We start from the raw sequence: 18,750 nt of genomic DNA, 5'->3' as shown, positions 1-18,750 counted from the left end.
CATTTTGAGAGTGGTACTCAGGTTTTGACGATTTCCATGAGGAATGCCTGGCGCTGATCGATTGACCCAGTGATTGCAATACGTCGCATAAAAGCGCTCACAAAGGCTGCGCTGGGCTGGAGGAAACATGAGGTTTCACGAACGCAACGTCAGCGCGCAAGCCCCAGTGCCCGGCAATGCGATCAAGTTCGAAAAACTCGCGCTATGGGCCAAGAGACTCTGGCCGGTGCCAATCCTGTTTCTCGCCATGCTGGCTCGAGTCTATGGCTCAACGGCCTCCGCAATATGGTGCGATGAGGGCTCCAGTTTGTTAATGAGCCAGTACTCACCCTCGCTCATCTGGACCCACAGCGCCCATGACGTACACCCACCCCTTTACTTTCTCCTTCTGCATGCCTGGATAGGCGCATTCGGGGACAGTGTCTTCTCGGTCCGGTTCATCAGCGTGCTGACAGGTGTCGGTACTGTAGCCCTGGGCATGTGGCTGGTTTGCCTGATTGCCACACGTCGTGCAGCAGTAATGGCCGGTGTTTTGTTGGCCTTGCTGCCCATTGCCGTGCGTTATAGTCAGGAAGCGCGCATGTACGCCCTGATGGGTTTCTTGCTGCTGGGAGCCACCATTGCGCTTGTATATTGGATAAAGAAACCTGAGCGACACCGCTACCTTTTCGTCTATGTACTATTGATGGCGGCAAGTTTCTATACGCATTATTTCACGGGCCTTTGCGTACTGTCCCACTGGGCGTATCTATTGCTTGTACGAGGTGAAAAACGCCGCCTGGTCGCTCGGCCAGCATGGTGGATAGCCAACGGCATGATCGTCCTGCTGTATACCCCGTGGATTCCCAGCTTGATCGACCTGTTGCAGCACCTTGACCAACTCAAGGCGGGTGGTGACATTGGCTGGATACTGCCCGTTACCCTGTATTCCCTGCCATCGACAATCTGGCAGTTCATGGTCCTTTCCGATGGCCAGAATCTGACATGGCCAGTCTACCTTGCTCTGCCACTGGCGTTGGCGCTGGTAACGGGCGCTGTCTGTGTGCATGATCGAAGCCGCCATAAATTCCATGTGCTCATGGCGATATATACGTTTCTCCCGTTGATCGTCGTGTTTTCAATCTCATGGATAACGCCACTTCTGGTCGAGCGCTATCTGATGTTTTCGGCCCTGGGCTTACCGGTCGTGCTGGCAGTCGCCATTGATCGAATGAAGCGTCATTATCGCTACACCGCACTCATCACACTGGCGACCTTATTGGCCGTAGAGGTGGTTGGCCTGAGTGGTTATTACCAAAAGGATGATGATCAGTTCAACAAGCTGGTCAACTTCGTCAATGAAAATTATCGTGCGAATGACCGGATCGTCGTCAGCGATCTTTTCTGGTATTTCAGCTATGTCTACTACAACAAGACCGGTTCTGTTCCACTGCTCTATACGCCCCCCCTGGCCAACGGCGCGTCGGGTCGGCCAGGCAATTATGGATTTGGCACGCTGGTGAACAATGATGCCGATAAAATCTACCTCGACAGCCTTGATAAATTACCCGTCAGCCAAAGCAGAGTCTGGTTGATAAGTAACAGCGAACCGCCTGATGATTTCGCTTCCATACCGAACAATTGGAACAAGGTAAGTAGGCTGAAAGTCGGCGATACCCAAGTGCGCCTTTACACTATTAACGCGCCCTACAATGCTAAAGCGAACTAATTTGCGGCCTGGCCGCCTGAACCTTCAATTTGCCTTCAGGCCGTTTTCATCACCGTCTTGCCTACCCGCCGCGCCAGCAGCGCATCCACGCTCAGCGCACCGCCGCCAAACGCTGCAATCTGCAAGAGGCCGCCTGCGATCGAGAGGTTTTTGAAGAAGTTGATGAACTGCCCTTGGTCCGCCAGGTTGTTATGAAAAGCGAAGGCTGCCATTACGGTGAACAGCGCCATGACCACGGCGACGATGCGGCTTTGAAAGCCGATGATCAGCAATGCTGCGAGACCGAGTTCAACACCCAGTGCTGCCAGGTAGCTCAGTACCGGGAAGGGCAGGCCGCTTGATTCGATATACGCAATGGTGCCTTCCGGCGAGGTCAGCTTGCTGAAGCCGCTCAGCAGGAATAGCACGGCCAGCAACACGCGGCCTACGACTGCAGTTGTACCTTTGAAATTGATCATTTTGTAGCTCCTGATGCTTGAGTTCGAATGGCTCACCGCGCTGTGCTCGGTGGCGTTGTCTGCGGTATGGGGCCATTCTGGAGCGAAGAACCGATCAAGACAATTGGTGTTGAAAGTGAATGATTGTTCCATAAAACAGGACAATTAGAACGCTCAACAAAAGGCTGGACCGAGTCCACTGTCTGCTTCAGAAAGCGCAGTGCTGGCCTGATTGATCGCCCCTGTGCATCAATTAATGAAAAATGAACGATTATCTCCAGCGCCGCTTTCGACGATCATTCTCGAAATAAGCACTTACAATTATTAAGAAACGCTGGAGATCCACACCATGAGTCTGCCATCACACTCGGTGCCTGAGGGCAAGTCCAAGGCCGGTATGGTCTTCCGGGTCACGTCCGGAAACTTCCTCGAACAGTTCGATTTCTTCCTGTTCGGCTTCTATGCCACGCATATCGCGGCGGCCTTCTTCCCCGCGTCCAATGAATTCGCCTCGTTGATGATGACCTTCGCCGTGTTTGGCGCAGGCTTCCTCATGCGCCCACTGGGTGCGGTGATCCTTGGTGCCTACATTGATGACGTAGGCCGGCGCAAAGGGCTGATCGTAACCCTGGCGATCATGGCCAGTGGGACCTTGCTGATCGTGCTGGTGCCCGGATATGAGAGCATCGGACTACTGGCCCCGGCGCTGGTACTCATCGGGCGCTTGCTGCAAGGATTCTCGGCTGGCGCGGAGCTCGGCGGCGTGTCTGTGTACCTGGCCGAAATGGCCACGCCGGGGCACAAGGGCTTCTACGCCAGCTGGCAGTCCGCCAGCCAGCAGGTGGCGGTCGTCGTCGCTGCGGCGCTCGGCTTTGCCCTCAACCAGTGGCTGACGCCTGACCAGCTCACCCAGTGGGGTTGGCGGGTACCGTTTGCTGTGGGCTGCATGATCATCCCGGTGATCTTCCTGCTGCGTCGCAGCCTGCAGGAAACCGAGGAGTTCGCCGCGCGCGAACATCGCCCAACCATGAAACAGGTACTGGCGACGCTGGCTGCCAATTCCGGCATCGTGCTGTACGGCATGCTGATGGTGGCCATGACCACCACTGCCTTCTACATGATCACCGTGTACGCGCCGACCTTCGGCAAGACCGTGCTGCAACTGAGTACCGGTGATGCGCTGCTGGTGACCTTGCTGACTGCGGTGTCGAACTTCATCTGGTTGCCCATCGGCGGTGCGCTCAGCGATCGCCTGGGGCGCAAGCCGCTGCTGCTGGCCATGTCGCTGATGACCTTGATCAGCGCTTACCCGGCCCTGACCTATCTGGCCCAGGCACCGACCTTCGGCCACATGCTTGAAGTGCTGCTGTGGTTCTCGTTCCTGTACGGCATGTACAACGGCGCGATGATCCCGGCGCTGACCGAAATCATGCCGGTGGAAGTCCGTGTAGCAGGTTTTTCGCTGGCTTACAGCCTGGCGACTGCCCTGTTCGGCGGGTTCACCCCGGCAATCTCGACGTGGATGATCCATGTCACCAATGACAAGGCGGCACCCGCCTACTGGATGATGTTTGCCGCGCTCTGTGCATTCGTCGCTACCTGGATGCTGTACCGTCGCTTGGCCAACCACGCACCGGTGGCTGTATGAGGAACTCGATGAAAGCGTTACTGACCGCTGCTCTCCTGGCTGGCTGCAGCCTTGCCCAGGCTGCCGAACTGACCGTTATGACCTCGGGTGGCTTCACCGCCGCCTACAAGCAACTGGGGCCCAAGTATGCCGCGCAGAGCGGCGATAAACTGGTCACCGTGCTCGGGCCTTCGATGGGCAAGGCACCCGAGGCGATCCCCAATCGCCTCGCTCGCGGCGAGCACGCTGATGTGGTGATCATGGTTGGCTATGCGCTGGACGAGCTCATCCGTCAGGGTAAGGTCGACCCGGCTTCGCGCGTCGAGCTTGCCGACTCGCGCATCGGTATGGTGGTCAAGCAGGGCCAGCCCAAGCCGCAGATCGGTACCCCCGATCAGCTGAAGCAGACATTGCTGGCGGCAAAGTCGGTGGCCTATTCGGATAGCGCCAGTGGCGTGTATATCAAGACGGAGCTGTACAAGAAGTTGGGTATCGAGGACCGCCTGGTCGGCAAGAGCACCATGGTCGAGCGCATACCGGTGGCCTCGCAGGTGGCTCAGGGCACCTATGAGCTTGGTTTCCAGCAGGTTGCCGAGTTGCTGCCGGTGCCGGGTGTGACCTTGGTTGGCAAGATTCCGGAAAGCCTCCAGTCGGTGACCCGCTACGCTGCCGCTATTCCAAAAGGCGCCGAACACCCCGCCGAGGCAAAAAAGCTTCTGCAGTACCTGGCCTCACCTGCCGCGCAGCCTGACGTACGTGCTACCGGGCTGGATTCAGTCGCCCGCTGATACCCCGGGCAATTCGCGAATCAGCCTTACCATCTCGAGTGCCGCAGGCGTGAGTGTGCGGCCGCGGCGCTTGAGCAGGCCCATCTTGCGGCTGACCTGCGGTTCCACCAGTGCAACGCTGGCGAGGATCGGGTGGGGTGATAGCGGTAGCGCAATCGAAGGCACCGCGGCAATTCCCAGGCCCGCTTCGATCAGGCCGAGCAGGGTGGTCACATGCCTGGCCTCGCAAACACTCTCTTTGCTCACCTGCATGCCGGCCAGCGCCCGATCCAGGACCAGGCGGTTGCCAGACGACTTGCCCAGGCTGATGTACTCATGTTCGTAGGCTTGCGCCCAGGTCACCGTGTCCTGCTTGGCCAACGGGTGGTCCTGGCGGCAGGCGATGACATAGCGTTCTTCAAGCAAGTCGCTGAACTCGATCTCCGGTGCAAGATTGCCCGTGAAGCTCAGGCCGAAGTCCGCTTCGCCGGAGGCCACGGCGGCACTCACTTCGTTGGCCGAGGCGTCGTACAGGTTGATGCGCACTTTCGGATATTGCCCATGGAAGGCACGAATGGCATGGGGCATGAAGTAGTAGGCGGCTGACGGCACACAGGCGATGGTCAGGGTGCCGGTACGCAGCGAGCCACCATCACCGACGCTGAGCAGCGCCAGGTCGAGATCGTCCAGCAGGCGCTCCACCTGAGGTAGAAAGGCACGCCCGACATTGGTCAACGACACCTTGCGCGTGGTGCGTTCGAGCAGTTTCACGCCCAATGCCGATTCGAGTTTTTCGATACGCCGGCTCAGCGCCGATTGGGTGATGCGAATGGTATCGGCGGCGCGGCGGAAGCTGCCTTGCTCGACCACTGCACGAAACGCCTGCAGGTCGTTCAGATCGAAATTGATGCTCACCCGGTGGGCCCCGCTGGTTTGATCGAAAACGTGCATCAATGGTATTTCGAAAAAACCAGCAGAGCCAGCTAGGTCAGATCTGCATGGCCATGCCGTGCACGTTCATCGCTGCCTGGCGCAGGGCTTCGGAACGGGTCGGGTGCGGGTGGCAGATCAGCGCGATGTCTTCAGCCGAGGCGGCGAACTCCATGGCCACGCAGAACTCGCCGATCATCTCGCTGACGCTTGGGCCGACCAGGTGCACTCCGAGCACTTCATCGGTATTGGCATCGGCGATGACTTTGGCGAAGCCTTCGGTCTCATGGTTGATCTTGGCACGGCTATTGGCGGTGAAGGGGAACTTGCCGATCTTGTAGGCGCGGCCTTCGGCCTTCAGCTGCTCTTCGGTCTTGCCAACGGTAGCCAGCTCCGGGCGGGTGTAGATCACGCCCGGAATCAGGTTGTAGTTCACTTCATGCGGTTTGCCGGCAATCCGCTCAATGCACGCGACCGCTTCGTCTTCGGCCTTGTGTGCCAGCATCGGGCCGGACGTGACGTCGCCAATCACCCATACACCTGCTACCGAGGTGCGGTGATGCTCGTTGCTGAGCATGCCGCGCTTGTCGGTTTGCAGCCCGACGCTTTCAAGGTTCAGGCCCTTGGTATAAGGACGACGGCCGATGGCGACCAGGACGTAGTCGGCCTGCAGCGTTTCGGCGGCCCCACCCGCAGCCGGCTCCAGGGTCAGGCTGACACCTTCGGCTTGCGTCGTCGCTTGGGTGACTTTACTACCGAGCCTGAAGGCCATGCCTTGCTTGGCCAGCGCTTTTTGCAGGGTCTTGGCGGTTTCTTCATCGGTGCCCGGGCAGATGCGGTCGAGGTACTCGATGACGGTGACCTGTGCGCCCAGGCGGCGCCATACCGAACCCAGTTCCAGGCCGATGACGCCCGCACCGATCACCACCAGGTGCTTGGGAACCTGAGGCAGGGCCAGGGCACCGGTGGAATCGATGATCCGCTGGTTGTCGATGGTCACGCCGGGCAGGGGAGTGGGCTCTGAGCCGGTGGCAATGACGATGTCCTTGGCCTGCAGTGCGGTCTCGCTGCCATCTTCAGCCTTGACGATGACCTTGCCGACGCCATCCAGGCGGCCCCAGCCTTTGATCCAGTCGACCTTGTTCTTGCGGAACAAGTACTCGATGCCCTTGGTCAGGCCGGTCACGCTCTCGTCCTTTTGTTTCATCATCTGGGCGAGGTTTAGCGTCGGCTTCACTTCGATGCCGAGGTGGGCGAACTCGTCGCCGCTGGCAGCTTCGTAAAGCTCGGAAGCGTGAAGCAACGCTTTGGACGGCATGCAACCGACGTTAAGGCAGGTGCCACCCAGCGTCGCACGGCCTTCCACGCAGGCGACACTCAGGCCCAGCTGGCCGGCGCGGATCGCTGCGTTGTAGCCGCCAGGGCCGCCGCCGATGATCACCACGTCATAGGATTTCATGGGTTTTGTACTCCAGATGAGAAAGCGCGAGAGGGGCATAAGGTTAAGCTGAGAAGTGCGGATTGTATACAATCCGTTGCCTCATCAGACCAGTTGGTTCTAGACCTTGGTCTCGTTTAGAGGAAACCTCCCACGAATGAACTACTCTGTTCCGGCGACGTTCGAAATGTCAGGCGTCGTAGCCTTTCAGGGATAGGAGGAGTGTTCATGCTTGCTCAACTTCCACCGGCATTGCAGAGCCTGCATCTGCCGCTGCGGCTGAAACTGTGGGATGGAAACCAGTTCGATCTGGGCCCAAGCCCGCAGGTCACCATCCTGGTCAAGGAGCCACAGCTGATCAGCCAGCTGACCCACCCGAGCATGGACCAGCTGGGCACTGCATTCGTGGAGGGCAAGCTGGAGTTGGAAGGCGATATTGGCGAAGCCATCCGTGTCTGCGACGAACTCAGCGAAGCATTGCTGACCGAAGAGGATGAGGCTCCGCCGCAGCGCCTGGCGCATGACAAGAGCACAGACGCCGAGGCTATTTCTTATCACTACGACGTCTCCAATGAGTTCTATCAACTCTGGCTCGATCAGGACATGGCCTATTCCTGTGCCTATTTCCGCGAGCCCGACAACACCCTGGATCAAGCGCAACAGGACAAGTTCGATCACCTGTGCCGCAAGTTGCGCTTGCAAGCCGGCGACTACTTGCTTGATGTCGGCTGTGGTTGGGGCGGGCTGTCGCGTTTCGCCGCGCGTGAGTATGGCGCCAAGGTATTCGGTATCACCTTGAGCAAGGAGCAGCTCAAGCTCGGCCGCGAGCGGGTCAAGGCAGAAGGCCTGGCCGACAAGGTCGACCTGCAGATTCTCGACTATCGCGACCTGCCTCAGGATGGCCGCTTCGATAAGGTAGTCAGCGTTGGCATGTTCGAGCATGTCGGGCACGCCAATCTGGCGTTGTATTGCCGGAAACTGTTCGGCGCCGTCCGCGAAGGTGGACTGGTAATGAACCATGGGATTACTGCCAAGCATGTCGATGGACGCCCGGTCGGGCGTGGAGCCGGTGAGTTCATCGACCGTTATGTTTTCCCCCATGGCGAGCTGCCGCACCTGTCGATGATCAGCGCCAGCATCTGTGAGGCGGGGCTGGAGGTGGTGGACGTGGAGAGCTTGCGTCTTCACTACGCGAAGACGCTGCACCACTGGAGCGAGAACCTGGAGAACCAGTTGCACAGGGCTGCGGGGTTGGTGCCGGAGAAAACCCTGCGGATCTGGCGCCTGTACCTGGCCGGGTGTGCCTATGCGTTCCAGAAGGGCTGGATCAACCTGCACCAGATTCTGGCCGTGAAGCCATATGCCGATGGGCACCATGATCTGCCGTGGACGCGGGAAGACCTTTATCGCTGAACCTTCATCACTGACCGCAGAGGGGCCGCAAAAGCGGCCCCTTCTTCGATCAGAGGATGGGTGAAATCAGGCGCGCAATGCGCATTCCCAGCTGCTGGATACGATGGGTATCGCGGCTGTCTTCAGCAGTGATTTCACGGGCTTGTTCAAAGTCGTCCAGCAGCATTGCCTCTACCTGATCAGCGAACGGACGGTCCACCGTCAGCAAGGTGATTTCGAAGTTGAGCCGGAATGAGCGATTGTCCAGGTTGGCGCTGCCGATCGCGCTGACCTCGTCATCCACCAGCACCACTTTCTGGTGCAGGAAGCCTGGCTGATAACGGAACATCCTCACCCCTGCACGTACCGCTTCGAACGCAAACAGGCTGGAGGCCGCATACACGATCTTGTGATCGGGCCTAGACGGAATAAGCACGCGCACGTCCACGCCACGCAGTACCGCCAGGCGCAAGGCGGCGAACACGGCTTCGTCGGGGATGAAATAAGGACTGGTGATCCATACGCGTTTGCTCGCCGAGTGGATGGCCTCGATGAAGAACAGCGAACAGGTTTCCTGTGGGTCTGCCGGGCCACTGGCCAACGCTTGGCACAGCACCCCGTTGTCCGGGTAGGTGTCGGGCAGGATCAAAGGAGGCAGCTGGCGCGTGGCCCAGTACCAGTCCTCGGCAAACGACTCCTGCAGGCAGGCCAACACCGGGCCGCCGATCTGCACGTGGGTGTCGCGCCAAGGTGACAGGTGTGGATCCTTGCCAAGGTATTCGTCCCCTACGTTATGCCCACCGATGAAGCCGAGCAGGCCATCGACCACGACGATCTTGCGGTGGTTGCGGAAGTTGACCTGAAAGCGGTTGAACCATCCGCGGCGGGTGGCAAAGGCATGGATCTGCACACCACCATCACGCAGCGCTTGGCTGTAACTCGCGGGCAGCGCATGGCTGCCGACACGGTCGTACAGCACGAACACCTTCACACCCTCAGCCGCCTTGCGCAGTAGCAACTGCTGCAGCTCCTTGCCAAGGCCGTCGTCGTGGATGATGAAAAATTGCACCAATACCACTTCGCGTGCCTGCTCGATGGCAGCGAAGATGGCCTCAAAAGTGGCTTTACCATTGATCAGCAGCTTCACTTCGTTATTGGCCAGGCAAGGCATCCGCCCGAGCTTTGGCATGGCACGCAAGGCCGCATAGCTTTCTGACTCTCTGGCGGTGAGGGCTTCTTCAACCCAAGGCCGCCAGTTGAGGTTGGCCATGGCCACGTGCATTTCCTGGTTGGCCTGGCGCCGGGCCTGGATGTAAGCGTAGAAGGATCGCGCACCAAAGATGAGGTAGGGAATCAGGGTGAGGTAAGGAATGAAGAACAGTGACATGGCCCAGGCAATTGCACCTTGGGCAGTACGCACGGTGAACACGGCGTGCAACGCGGCGATCATGCCAAGCAAATGGATCAGGCCGAGCACGTAGCCGAAGAAGTAGGGGCTGTGGTAATCCATACGCATCCTGCTTGCCAAATACACAGCGGATAACAGAACACGTTCCACCTCCGCCTTGCAACCTGCAAGCGGATTTGGCGTCTAAGGCTGAGCCCGGCCCGTTGGCCGGCTTTACGAGGAGCGTCCGTACATGAAGATTCGTCTGCCACTGTTGGCCCTGGCCTTGGGCCTGAGCAGCCCACTGGTAAATGCGCAGATGTTGCAACCTGGTTTGTGGGAATTGACCACCAGCAACATGCAGGTCGATGGCAAGCCATTACCCGATATGCAGTTCATGCTCGGGCAATTGAAGAACCTGCCCCCTGAACAGCGGGCCATGATGGAAGGGGTATTGGCCAAGCAGGGCGTTACGATTGGCGGCAATGGCGTGCGCTCGTGTCTGACGCGTGAACAGGTGCAGACCAACGATATCCCCCTGCAGGATCCCAAGTCTGGATGCACTCAGAAGATCACCGACCGAACGGGTAATGTCTGGAAGTTCCAGTTCAGTTGCCCCAAGGCTCAGGGCACTGGCCAGGCGACTTTCCTCAGTGACAAGGAGTTCACCACCCAGGTCAACGGCACCTTCAATGCATCGGGCGTTCAGCAGCAGGGCAGCATGAACACCCGCGCCGTATGGCTCGGCAACGACTGTGGAACAGTCAAACCTCGCACCTGAGCCTCACCACCGCCATTGGCTGCTGGCTACCGCATCGTGGGCATGCAAGCTTTCTGCATGTTCCACGCGCAGCTTGAAGGCCGTCGCCCATTCCAACTGCTGTAGCGACTGGTGCAGCCGCCGAGCGGCGTCTTCACAGAACATGAGGTTCTGCCCGTTGGCCAAGGCGAACGCTTGTTCGTCTGCACGCTTTACCGCAGTTTGCACAGCCGTACCCAGGCTAGCCTCAATCCGGTCTATCAATTCAGTGATGGGCAGCAACGCCAGTTTGTCTTGCAGGCGCACGCTGACGATCGCCTGGCTACGCTGGCTATGGGGTGTCGCGACGATGCCTTGGCTGGTGCCCAACCAGTCCAGTACCGTGCTGCGCTCGAGGTGCTGCCCGGCGAAGTCAGCCTCGAACTGCTGTTGAATCAGTTGCCTTGCAAGGGCTGCCGAGCACGGGCACTTTGAGGAATAAGGCACACGAACGGATAGTTCCACGTGGAACATTTCATCTGCAATCTTCGCTTCGAGGCTGACTGCGTAGCGCTTCCAACCCGCCAATGGGCTGACCAACGCGGGCCTCTTCAGCATGTGCTGGAAATCCAGGTTGAGATAAGCCGCGTGGGAAAGTCCCTCGTGACTGGTGAGAAAGTCTGCGAGAAGACGGCGAATGGCCAAGGGCGTCAATGGCTGCGCTTCGAGCGATTCCAGTGCCAGGTATAGGCGAGACATATGGATGCCTCGGGCATTGCCATCCACCAGGCTGACACCCGCATCGGCCTTGGCCGGCACCTGACGACCGTCTAACTGGATAGGTACGGCGATACCGCGCATGCCGACCCAATCAAGCGGGGTGGCGTGTGCTTGGGGCTGCGAGGCAATGTCCGGGAGCATCAGGCTAGTCATGGGGTATTACCAGAATTAGGGTCAGCGACATCCGCCGACCAGGCTGCAATGCAGATTGAAACGCTGGCCGCTGGAGCTGGAAACGCGATTCAACGTGGTCCAGCCAACCCGTCGGCTGTAGCCGAACCAGGCTTCGCCATCGCTGGCCAAACCGGTAAACAACGTCAGTGCGCCATAGCGGCTGTTGGTCTGCGACCAGAGACGACGTGTCGTCGTGTCGAAGCCGCGCAGGTAGAAATGGCTGCCTTCAGTGCGCACGCTGTAGTAACTGCCGTTGCCGTCCTGGCAGGCGAGCAGCGTTGCGCTTCGGGTGCACAGCGCCAGCGAACTACCTGAGGCCAATGCCAGGGCGGGCACAGGCGTCAGGAGCAGCAGCAACAGGGCCGCAGGTGGCAGTTTCATTTCCATCTCCGGAATACGTTTGCGACGAGTATGGCTTGGCGAAATTGTATTGTTACTTTATAACATTATGCAATGCATCGTTTCGAGTGCGTCCGCCTGAAGAGGGTTCACCATGTCCAACCGCCTCCCTGTCACCGTGCTGTCCGGCTTCCTGGGTGCCGGCAAGAGCACCTTGCTCAACCATGTACTGCGTAACCGCGACAACCTTCGGGTCGCGGTCATCGTCAATGACATGAGTGAGATCAACATCGACGCCAGCGAAGTGCAGCGCAACGTCAGCCTCAACCGCGCGGAAGAAAAACTGGTTGAAATGAGCAACGGCTGCATCTGCTGCACCTTGCGTGAAGACCTGTTGGAGGAGGTCGCGCGACTGGCCGAGGAAGGCCGTTTTGACTATCTGCTGATCGAGTCCACCGGTATCTCGGAGCCGCTGCCGGTTGCCGAGACCTTCACCTTCCGCGATGAGCAAGGCCGTAGCCTGTCCGACATGGCGCGCCTGGATACCATGGTCACTGTGGTCGATGGCCTGAACTTCATGCGCGATTACCAGCAAGCCGACAGCCTGGCCAGCCGCGGCGAGACGCTGGGTGAAGACGATGAGCGCTCCATCAGCGACCTGTTGATCGAACAGGTCGAGTTCGCCGACGTGCTGCTGCTGAGCAAGATCGACCTGATCAGCCAGCACGAGCGCGAAGAACTCACCGCCATTCTGCGAAGCCTCAATGCCCGCGCGCAGATCGTGCCGATGGTCATGGGCAAAGTGCCGCTGGCGCGGATTCTCGATACCGGGCTGTTCGACTTCGACCTGGCAGCGCAGGCACCAGGCTGGCTGCAAGAACTGCGCGGCGAGCACATACCGGAAACCGAGGAGTACGGTATCGCGGCGAGTACCTGGGAAGCCCGTCGTCCCCTGCACCCACAACGTTTCTTTGACTTTATCCACAAGACCTGGAGCAACGGCCGGTTGCTGCGCTCCAAAGGGTTTTTCTGGCTGGCCAGCAAGTTCCAGGAAGCCGGTAGCTGGTCGCAGGCGGGCGGCATGATGCGTCATGGCCTGGCCGGGCGCTGGTGGCGGTTTGTTCCCCGCGAGCATTGGCCGCAGGATGAGCAGAGCACGGCAGATATTCTCAAGCACTGGCACGCTGAAACCGGTGACTGCCGCCAGGAGTTGGTATTCATCGGGCAGAACATCGACTTCGTGCAGTTATCCACAGAGCTGGACGCCTGCCTGCTGAGCGATGAGGAAATGGCACTCGGGCCGATGGCCTGGCTGCGCCTGCCAGATCCGTTCGGTCCCTGGCAGGCCGAGGAAGCAGCATGAACCTGGCGTTGCGCCCGCGGGTTATCCGCCAGGCCTTCGGTGAGGCACCCAAGGTGCTCACCGAAATCTTCGAAGATGGCGTTAACCTGGCTGTCTGGCAGCGCCGTTTGCCTGCGCAGGTCGAAGATTTTGCCACCTTGGTGGTCAGCCTCGGTCAGTCCCTGGCTGACCAGCGCGTACTCGATGTGAACGAGCACGAGCCGCCGCAATTGCCTGGCTTACTGCAGGAGGCTGCCGACCTGCATGGCTACGAGGGGTTTGTGGCTGATGTGACGTGGCTGGTATCGGCCTACACTTGCCTGGTCGGGGCGCGGCGGGTGGGGCTGCGGCTGCGGGTGCTGCAAGGTGCCATGTGCCCGCGCTTCCATGTGGATAACGTGCCCTTGCGCTTGCTCACCACCTACGTCGGCCCTGGCAGTGAATGGCTGGAAGAAGGCGCAATAGAGCGAGTCGGTCTGCATTTGGCCGCGGCACCTGTGGATAACATTCGCGCCCTGCAGGCGGGTGAGGTGGCAGTTGTCAAAGGAGAGAAATGGCTGGGCAATGAAGGCGCCGGACTTATCCACCGCTCGCCAGCCAGTGACCAGCGGCGTCTGCTGCTCAGCCTTGACTGGCTGGCCTGACGGGTCATAGTGGAGTGAATTCCGCGTAGAAGGCCTGGCATGCTGCAGAATATCCCCACCCACGTCATCGCCGGTCCCTTGGGGGCGGGCAAGACCAGCCTCATCCGCCAGTTGATGGCCCAGCGCCCGGCAAACGAACGCTGGGCCGTGCTGGTCAACGAGTTTGGCCAGGTCGGCCTTGATGCGGCGTTGCTCAGTCGCGACGAGGATGGGATTGCCATCGGCGAGGTGGCCGGCGGCTGCCTGTGCTGCGTGAACGGTACACCGTTCCAGGTTGGCCTCGGCCGCCTGCTGCGCAAGTCTCGGCCTGACCGCTTGTTTATCGAGCCTTCCGGGCTTGGTCATCCCGTGCAGTTGTTGAACCAGTTGCAGCAGGCACCTTGGGTTGGGGTGCTGGCAGTGCAGCCGTTGGTGATGGTGCTGGATGCTCAGGTACTGGCCCGAGGTGAGCCGTTGGCAAACGCTCAGCAACAGGCCTTGCAAGCGGCATCGCTGGTTGTGCTGAACAAGGCCGACGCTGTGGATGAAAATTCCAAGCTGTTGATAAATAGTAATTTTTCCCTTTTCCGCACGCTTTGGACCCAGCAGGGACTGGTCGAGCTCGAAATGCTGCCTGTTTCATCCACACATCCAATCAATGTCGGTTCGGTTGATGATGTGCCCGAGACAAGTCTATCCACAACCCCTTCAGCCCTGTGGATAGATCCTTCCCTGCCGATTTGTGCGGCCCAGGAGGGAGAGGGAGGGTGGAGCATCGGCTGGCGCTGGCACCCCAGTCAGCGATTCGAACCCCAACGTTTACAGGCGTTTCTTTCGGCCTGGCCCTGGCGGCGTGCCAAGGGAGTTATCCACAGTGCGGAGGGATGGCAGTCATTCAATGGGCTCAATGGTGAATTGGCGCAGTGGCAGCCGAGCGAATGGCGCAAGGACTCGCGAATCGAGCTGATCTTCGAACAGGTGCAGCCAGAGCCGCTGTTACGAAAGGCTCTGGCAGATAGCCTGATCTGAGGGTCAGTTGCGCCAGCGATTGTGCTCCTGACGCCACTGCTGCATCTCGATCACATTGTCAGCCCGTGGTGGCGTCTTGATCTCGAATGGGTAGGGGGCCAGTTCGATCTGGGCGCTGTGGGCGCCGAACTGGGTCACGGTTCCAGGGTGGCGTTGTTCACCGGTCACGGTGAACTCGAAGGCATAGACGCGGGCCAGGCGCTTCTTGCCGTTTGCATCGCGGATGAACGCGATGCGTTTGAGCGCAACGGCGTCATCCAGCAGCTCCAGGTCGAGCTTGGCACAATGCTGTTTGACCCGCTCCAGGGCCTTCTCGCGCAGCCCGTGGTTGTGCCATAACCAAGCGCCTGCCGTGGCCAGCAACATCAGGACGAAGAGATTCTCCAGGGTCAACATTTACGTATGCTCCAAACAGGTCAAACCAGCTTAACTGCGTCCCTGGCCTGTCGTACAGGTGGCAATCGAGTCCATACTGCGCGCTGCACAATCCTTGAAACAGCTTTGGAATCCTCCCGCATGAAACGTACCCCGCACCTGCTCGCCATCCAGTCCCACGTGGTATTCGGCCACGCCGGCAACAGCGCTGCGGTGTTCCCCATGCAGCGTATCGGGGTCAATGTCTGGCCCCTCAATACCGTACAGTTCTCCAATCACACTCAGTATGGCCAGTGGGCGGGCGAAGTGCTCGCTCCTGCGCAAATTCCTGCGTTGGTGCAAGGTATTTCCAACATCGGCGAATTGGGCCACTGCGACGCCGTGCTGTCTGGCTATCTGGGCAGCGCCGAGCAGGGCCGGGCGATCCTGGCGGGCGTCGATCGCATCAAGGCTGTAAATCCGAAGGCGCTGTACCTGTGTGATCCAGTCATGGGCCATGCGGAGAAGGGGTGTATCGTTCCGCAGGAGGTCAGCGAGTTCCTGCTCGATGAGGCGGCGGCCAAGGCGGATATCCTGTGCCCCAACCAGCTGGAGCTGGACAGCTTCTGCGGCCGTCGGGCGCAATCGCTCGAGGACTGTGTGAGCATGGCGCGCAGCTTGCTCGAACGTGGACCGCAAGTGCTGCTGGTCAAGCACCTGTCTTATCCGGGGCGGGCTGAGGACATGTTCGAGATGTTGCTGGTGACCCGCGAAGCAAGCTGGCACCTGCGTCGCCCCCTGCTGGCGTTCCCTCGGCAACCGGTCGGTGTGGGCGACCTGACTTCGGGGTTGTTCCTGGCCCGCGTGCTGTTGGGCGACAGTTGGCAGCAGGCCTTTGAGTTCACCGCTGCGGCCGTGCACGAGGTGCTGCTGGAAACCCAGGCCTGCGCCAGCTATGAACTGCAGCTGGTGCGGGCCCAGGATCGCATCGCCCATCCGCGTGTGCGCTTCGAGGCGCAGCGCCTGGCAATCTAGATCGAGTCGGTTTTCAGGTCCTGGTAGCGTTTTTCCAGTTCCTGGCGGATCTGGCGGCGCTGCTGGCCCTGCAGGAAGCGGCGCTTCTCTTCGCTGGAGTGCGGCTGGCGGGGCGGCACGGGTACCGGGCGGCGGTTGTCATCGACCGCGACCATGGTGAAGAAGCAGCTGTTGGAGTGACGTACCGAGCGCTCGCGGATGTTCTCGGTGACCACCTTGATCCCCACTTCCATCGAGGTGTTGCCGGTGTAGTTGACCGAGGCGAGGAATGTCACCAGCTCGCCGACGTGTACCGGCTCGCGGAAGATCACCTGGTCGACCGACAGGGTCACCACGTAGCTGCCGGCGTAGCGACTGGCACAGGCATAGGCCACTTCGTCGAGGTACTTGAGCAACGTGCCGCCGTGTACGTTGCCAGAAAAGTTGGCCATGTCCGGGGTCATCAGGACGGTCATGCTCAGCTGGGCGTTTCCAGGTTCCATAGTGTGCTCACGGTGAGGTTGCGCTGAATCGGGGCGGGTATCTGCTGACACTTCTGGTTCCCCCTCTAGAAGGTTTGCCTTCCTGATTTACGGGACGTTGCCGGACGCGCCATGGTCACGCCAATGACGTCATCAGAGGCGGCTGATCGGCCGATCTGTTTCTACATATTGCACCGCCTTTTTGCGGCAGGGTGCGATGTTAACCTGACTACGCCCACGCAACGTGGGCGTTCTTGCATTCAATACAGTATGTACTTGCTGCTCGCTCGGCTGTGCCTTGGCAGAGGAGCGGTCTGCCCAGGCATCCAGCAAAGTCGACAAGGAGTATCGCGCCATGCATGCCATCAGCTTCATCCAGGACCTGGCAGTTATCATGCTGGTCGCCGGTGTGGTGACGATTCTGTTTCATCGCCTCAAGCAGCCCGTGGTGCTGGGCTACATCGTCGCCGGTTTCATCATCGGCCCGCACACACCGCCGTTCGGCCTGATCCACGATGAAGACACGATCAAGACCCTGGCCGAGCTGGGGGTCATTTTCCTCATGTTCTGCCTGGGCCTGGAGTTCAGCCTGCGCAAGCTCTTCAAGGTCGGCGCCACGGCCTTCATCGCGGCATTCCTGGAAATCGTCCTGATGATCTGGATCGGTTTCGAGATCGGCCGCTGGTTCGGCTGGAATACCATGGACTCGCTGTTCCTGGGCGCGATCCTGGCAATTTCCTCGACCACCATCATCGTCAAGGCGCTGAACGACCTGAAGATGAAGAACGAGCGTTTCGCCCAGCTGATATTTGGCGTGCTGATCGTCGAGGACATCCTCGGTATCGGCATCATCGCCTTGCTGTCCGGCATTGCCGTCAGTGGCACAGTCAGCTCAGGCGAGGTGTTCTCGACGGTGGGCAAGCTGTCGTTGTTCATGATCGTCGCACTGGTCATCGGCATCCTTCTGGTGCCGCGACTACTGGCCTACGTGGCGAAGTTCGAAAGCAACGAGATGTTGCTGATCACAGTGCTTGGCCTGTGCTTCGGTTTCTGCCTGCTGGTGGTCAAGCTGGAATACAGCATGGTGCTGGGGGCCTTCCTGATCGGTGCGATCATGGCCGAGTCACGCCAGTTGCTGAAGATCGAACGCCTGATCGAGCCCGTGCGCGACCTGTTCAGCGCAATTTTCTTTGTCGCCATCGGCCTGATGATCGACCCCCAGGTGCTGGTCGACTATGCCTGGCCGATCGTGGTGATCACCCTGGCGGTGGTACTGGGCAAGATGCTGTCTTGCGGTATGGGCGCCTTCATCGCCGGTAACGATGGCCGTACTTCGCTACGGGTGGGCATGGGCCTTTCGCAGATTGGCGAATTTTCCTTCATCATCGCGGCGCTGGGGATGACCCTGCAGGTCACCAGCGATTTCCTTTACCCGGTGGCCGTGGCGGTTTCTGCCATCACCACGTTGCTGACGCCTTACCTGATTCGCGCTGCCGATCCGCTGTCACTGAAGCTTGGCAAAGTCGTGCCAAGGCGCCTGGCGCGGGTCCTGTCACTGTATGGGGAATGGCTGCGCAACATTCAGCCGCAAGGCGAAAGCGCCATGCTGGCGGCGATGATCCGGCGCATCCTGCTGCAGGTGGGCGTCAACCTGGCGCTGGTGATCGCGATCTTCTTCAGCGGTGGTTACTTCGCCGGGCGCATCGGCAATTGGTTGAACGAATGGGTCACGGATGTCAGCCAGCAGAAGGCGTTGATCTGGGGGGCGGCATTACTGCTGTCGCTGCCGTTCCTGATTGCTGCGTATCGCAAGCTCAAGGCATTGTCGATGCTGTTGGCAGAGATGGGGGTAAAACCGGAAATGGCCGGGCGGCACACCCAGCGCGTGCGTCGTGTGGTTGCCGAGGTGATTCCGCTGCTGTCGCTGCTGGTGATCTTCCTGCTGCTGTCGGCGTTGTCGGCGAGCATTCTGCCGACCAGCGAGCTGTTGCTGGTGATCGCCGTGGTAGCGGCAGTGGTGGTGTCGTTGTTGTGGCGCTGGTTCATCCGCGTGCATTCGCGGATGCAGATCGCCCTGCTGGAGACGCTGGAGAACAGCCGCGATCATTCGCATTGAGGGCGTGCCCAGGCAGGAGCGCCCATGTGTCACAAACGGGCCGCAAAGCGGCCCTGGCGTTCAGCATCGAAT

General features: G+C 59.7%; 18 protein-coding genes. 10 read left to right on the top strand and 8 right to left on the bottom strand.

Translation table 11 applies throughout. The annotated features are described in order from the left end of the window. Positions 1 to 127 precede the first annotated feature (127 nt). Complete coding sequence (locus tag L6D64_RS20030) at positions 128 to 1,708, top strand: glycosyltransferase family 39 protein (RefSeq protein WP_176508550.1); 1,581 nt, start codon at positions 128 to 130, stop codon at positions 1,706 to 1,708. A 35-nt stretch (positions 1,709 to 1,743) separates the two neighbouring features. On the opposite strand, the gene L6D64_RS20025 is transcribed toward L6D64_RS20030, so the two are convergent. Continuing rightward, positions 1,744 to 2,166, bottom strand: a complete 423-nt coding sequence (locus L6D64_RS20025; protein ID WP_176508549.1) for a DoxX family protein — start codon at positions 2,164 to 2,166, stop codon at positions 1,744 to 1,746. Positions 2,167 to 2,494: 328 nt separating this feature from the next. On the opposite strand from L6D64_RS20025, the gene tcuC reads away from it, so the two are divergent. Both tcuC and L6D64_RS20015 read left to right on the top strand, forming a co-directional pair. Continuing rightward, entirely contained in the window at positions 2,495 to 3,793 is a 1,299-nt protein-coding gene (tcuC, locus tag L6D64_RS20020) for an MFS transporter (RefSeq protein ID WP_176508548.1), read from the top strand. After that, positions 3,790 to 4,560 (top strand): substrate-binding domain-containing protein, encoded by a 771-nt coding sequence (locus tag L6D64_RS20015; RefSeq protein ID WP_176508547.1) that lies wholly within the window; start codon positions 3,790 to 3,792, stop codon positions 4,558 to 4,560. Before tcuC ends, L6D64_RS20015 begins: the two co-directional genes overlap by 4 nt. Here the strand turns inward: L6D64_RS20015 and L6D64_RS20010 are convergent. Both L6D64_RS20010 and lpdA read right to left on the bottom strand, forming a co-directional pair. Further along, positions 4,546 to 5,454 carry a LysR family transcriptional regulator gene (locus L6D64_RS20010; protein WP_176508546.1) on the bottom strand — a complete coding sequence of 303 codons (909 nt, stop codon included), beginning with the start codon at positions 5,452 to 5,454 and terminating at the stop codon, positions 4,546 to 4,548. The two genes, L6D64_RS20015 and L6D64_RS20010, sit on opposite strands and share 15 nt — an antisense overlap. 73 nt (positions 5,455 to 5,527) lie before the next feature. Further along, the gene (gene lpdA, locus L6D64_RS20005; RefSeq protein ID WP_176508545.1) at positions 5,528 to 6,928 is read right to left on the bottom strand and encodes a dihydrolipoyl dehydrogenase; all 1,401 of its coding nucleotides are present in this window, start codon (positions 6,926 to 6,928) and stop codon (positions 5,528 to 5,530) included. Positions 6,929 to 7,135: 207 nt separating this feature from the next. Here lpdA and cfaB point away from each other — a divergent pair, with 207 nt between their 5' ends. Beyond that, positions 7,136 to 8,320, top strand: coding sequence for a C17 cyclopropane fatty acid synthase CfaB (cfaB, locus tag L6D64_RS20000; protein ID WP_176508544.1), 1,185 nt, complete (start codon positions 7,136 to 7,138; stop codon positions 8,318 to 8,320). Positions 8,321 to 8,369: 49 nt separating this feature from the next. Here the strand turns inward: cfaB and cls are convergent, their stop codons facing one another. After that, entirely contained in the window at positions 8,370 to 9,809 is a 1,440-nt protein-coding gene (cls, locus tag L6D64_RS19995; RefSeq protein WP_176508543.1) for a cardiolipin synthase, read from the bottom strand. 130 nt (positions 9,810 to 9,939) lie between these two features. On the opposite strand from cls, the gene L6D64_RS19990 reads away from it, so the two are divergent. Continuing rightward, positions 9,940 to 10,467: a DUF3617 domain-containing protein gene (locus tag L6D64_RS19990; protein ID WP_099814980.1), complete on the top strand. Its 528-nt coding sequence runs from the start codon at positions 9,940 to 9,942 to the stop codon at positions 10,465 to 10,467. Positions 10,468 to 10,470: 3 nt separating this feature from the next. Here L6D64_RS19990 and folE2 read toward each other — a convergent pair whose 3' ends face one another. Next, positions 10,471 to 11,358: a GTP cyclohydrolase FolE2 gene (gene folE2 / locus L6D64_RS19985; protein WP_176508542.1), complete on the bottom strand. Its 888-nt coding sequence runs from the start codon at positions 11,356 to 11,358 to the stop codon at positions 10,471 to 10,473. 21 nt (positions 11,359 to 11,379) lie between these two features. Then, entirely contained in the window at positions 11,380 to 11,760 is a 381-nt protein-coding gene (locus L6D64_RS19980) for a glutamine synthetase (protein ID WP_176508541.1), read from the bottom strand. Positions 11,761 to 11,872: 112 nt separating this feature from the next. On the opposite strand from L6D64_RS19980, the gene zigA reads away from it, so the two are divergent. The 3 genes from zigA to L6D64_RS19965 are packed head-to-tail and all read left to right on the top strand — an operon-like array spanning position 11,873 to position 14,712. Then, entirely contained in the window at positions 11,873 to 13,081 is a 1,209-nt protein-coding gene (gene zigA, locus L6D64_RS19975) for a zinc metallochaperone GTPase ZigA (RefSeq protein ID WP_176508540.1), read from the top strand. Beyond that, the gene (locus L6D64_RS19970; RefSeq protein ID WP_176508539.1) at positions 13,078 to 13,704 is read left to right on the top strand and encodes a DUF1826 domain-containing protein; all 627 of its coding nucleotides are present in this window, start codon (positions 13,078 to 13,080) and stop codon (positions 13,702 to 13,704) included. Before zigA ends, L6D64_RS19970 begins: the two co-directional genes overlap by 4 nt. A gap of 39 nt (positions 13,705 to 13,743) precedes the next feature. Continuing rightward, complete coding sequence (locus L6D64_RS19965) at positions 13,744 to 14,712, top strand: CobW family GTP-binding protein (protein ID WP_176508538.1); 969 nt, start codon at positions 13,744 to 13,746, stop codon at positions 14,710 to 14,712. A 3-nt stretch (positions 14,713 to 14,715) separates the two neighbouring features. Here L6D64_RS19965 and L6D64_RS19960 read toward each other — a convergent pair whose 3' ends face one another. Then, entirely contained in the window at positions 14,716 to 15,108 is a 393-nt protein-coding gene (locus L6D64_RS19960) for a DUF3301 domain-containing protein (protein ID WP_054884785.1), read from the bottom strand. 120 nt (positions 15,109 to 15,228) lie between these two features. On the opposite strand from L6D64_RS19960, the gene pdxY reads away from it, so the two are divergent. Beyond that, positions 15,229 to 16,101, top strand: coding sequence for a pyridoxal kinase PdxY (pdxY, locus tag L6D64_RS19955; protein WP_176508537.1), 873 nt, complete (start codon positions 15,229 to 15,231; stop codon positions 16,099 to 16,101). On the opposite strand, the gene L6D64_RS19950 is transcribed toward pdxY, so the two are convergent. Further along, entirely contained in the window at positions 16,098 to 16,583 is a 486-nt protein-coding gene (locus tag L6D64_RS19950) for an acyl-CoA thioesterase (protein WP_016394349.1), read from the bottom strand. The two genes, pdxY and L6D64_RS19950, sit on opposite strands and share 4 nt — an antisense overlap. 334 nt (positions 16,584 to 16,917) lie before the next feature. Here L6D64_RS19950 and L6D64_RS19945 point away from each other — a divergent pair, with 334 nt between their 5' ends. Further along, positions 16,918 to 18,678, top strand: a complete 1,761-nt coding sequence (locus L6D64_RS19945) for a cation:proton antiporter (protein ID WP_176508536.1) — start codon at positions 16,918 to 16,920, stop codon at positions 18,676 to 18,678. Positions 18,679 to 18,750: the final 72 nt, after the last annotated feature.

It is taken from the genome of Pseudomonas urethralis, from assembly GCF_021602465.1.
In the GTDB taxonomy this organism is placed as follows: Bacteria; Pseudomonadota; Gammaproteobacteria; order Pseudomonadales; family Pseudomonadaceae; genus Aquipseudomonas; species Aquipseudomonas vlassakiae.
Note: the sequence above shows the minus strand (reverse complement) of the source record. Positions and strands in the feature narration are given on the sequence as shown.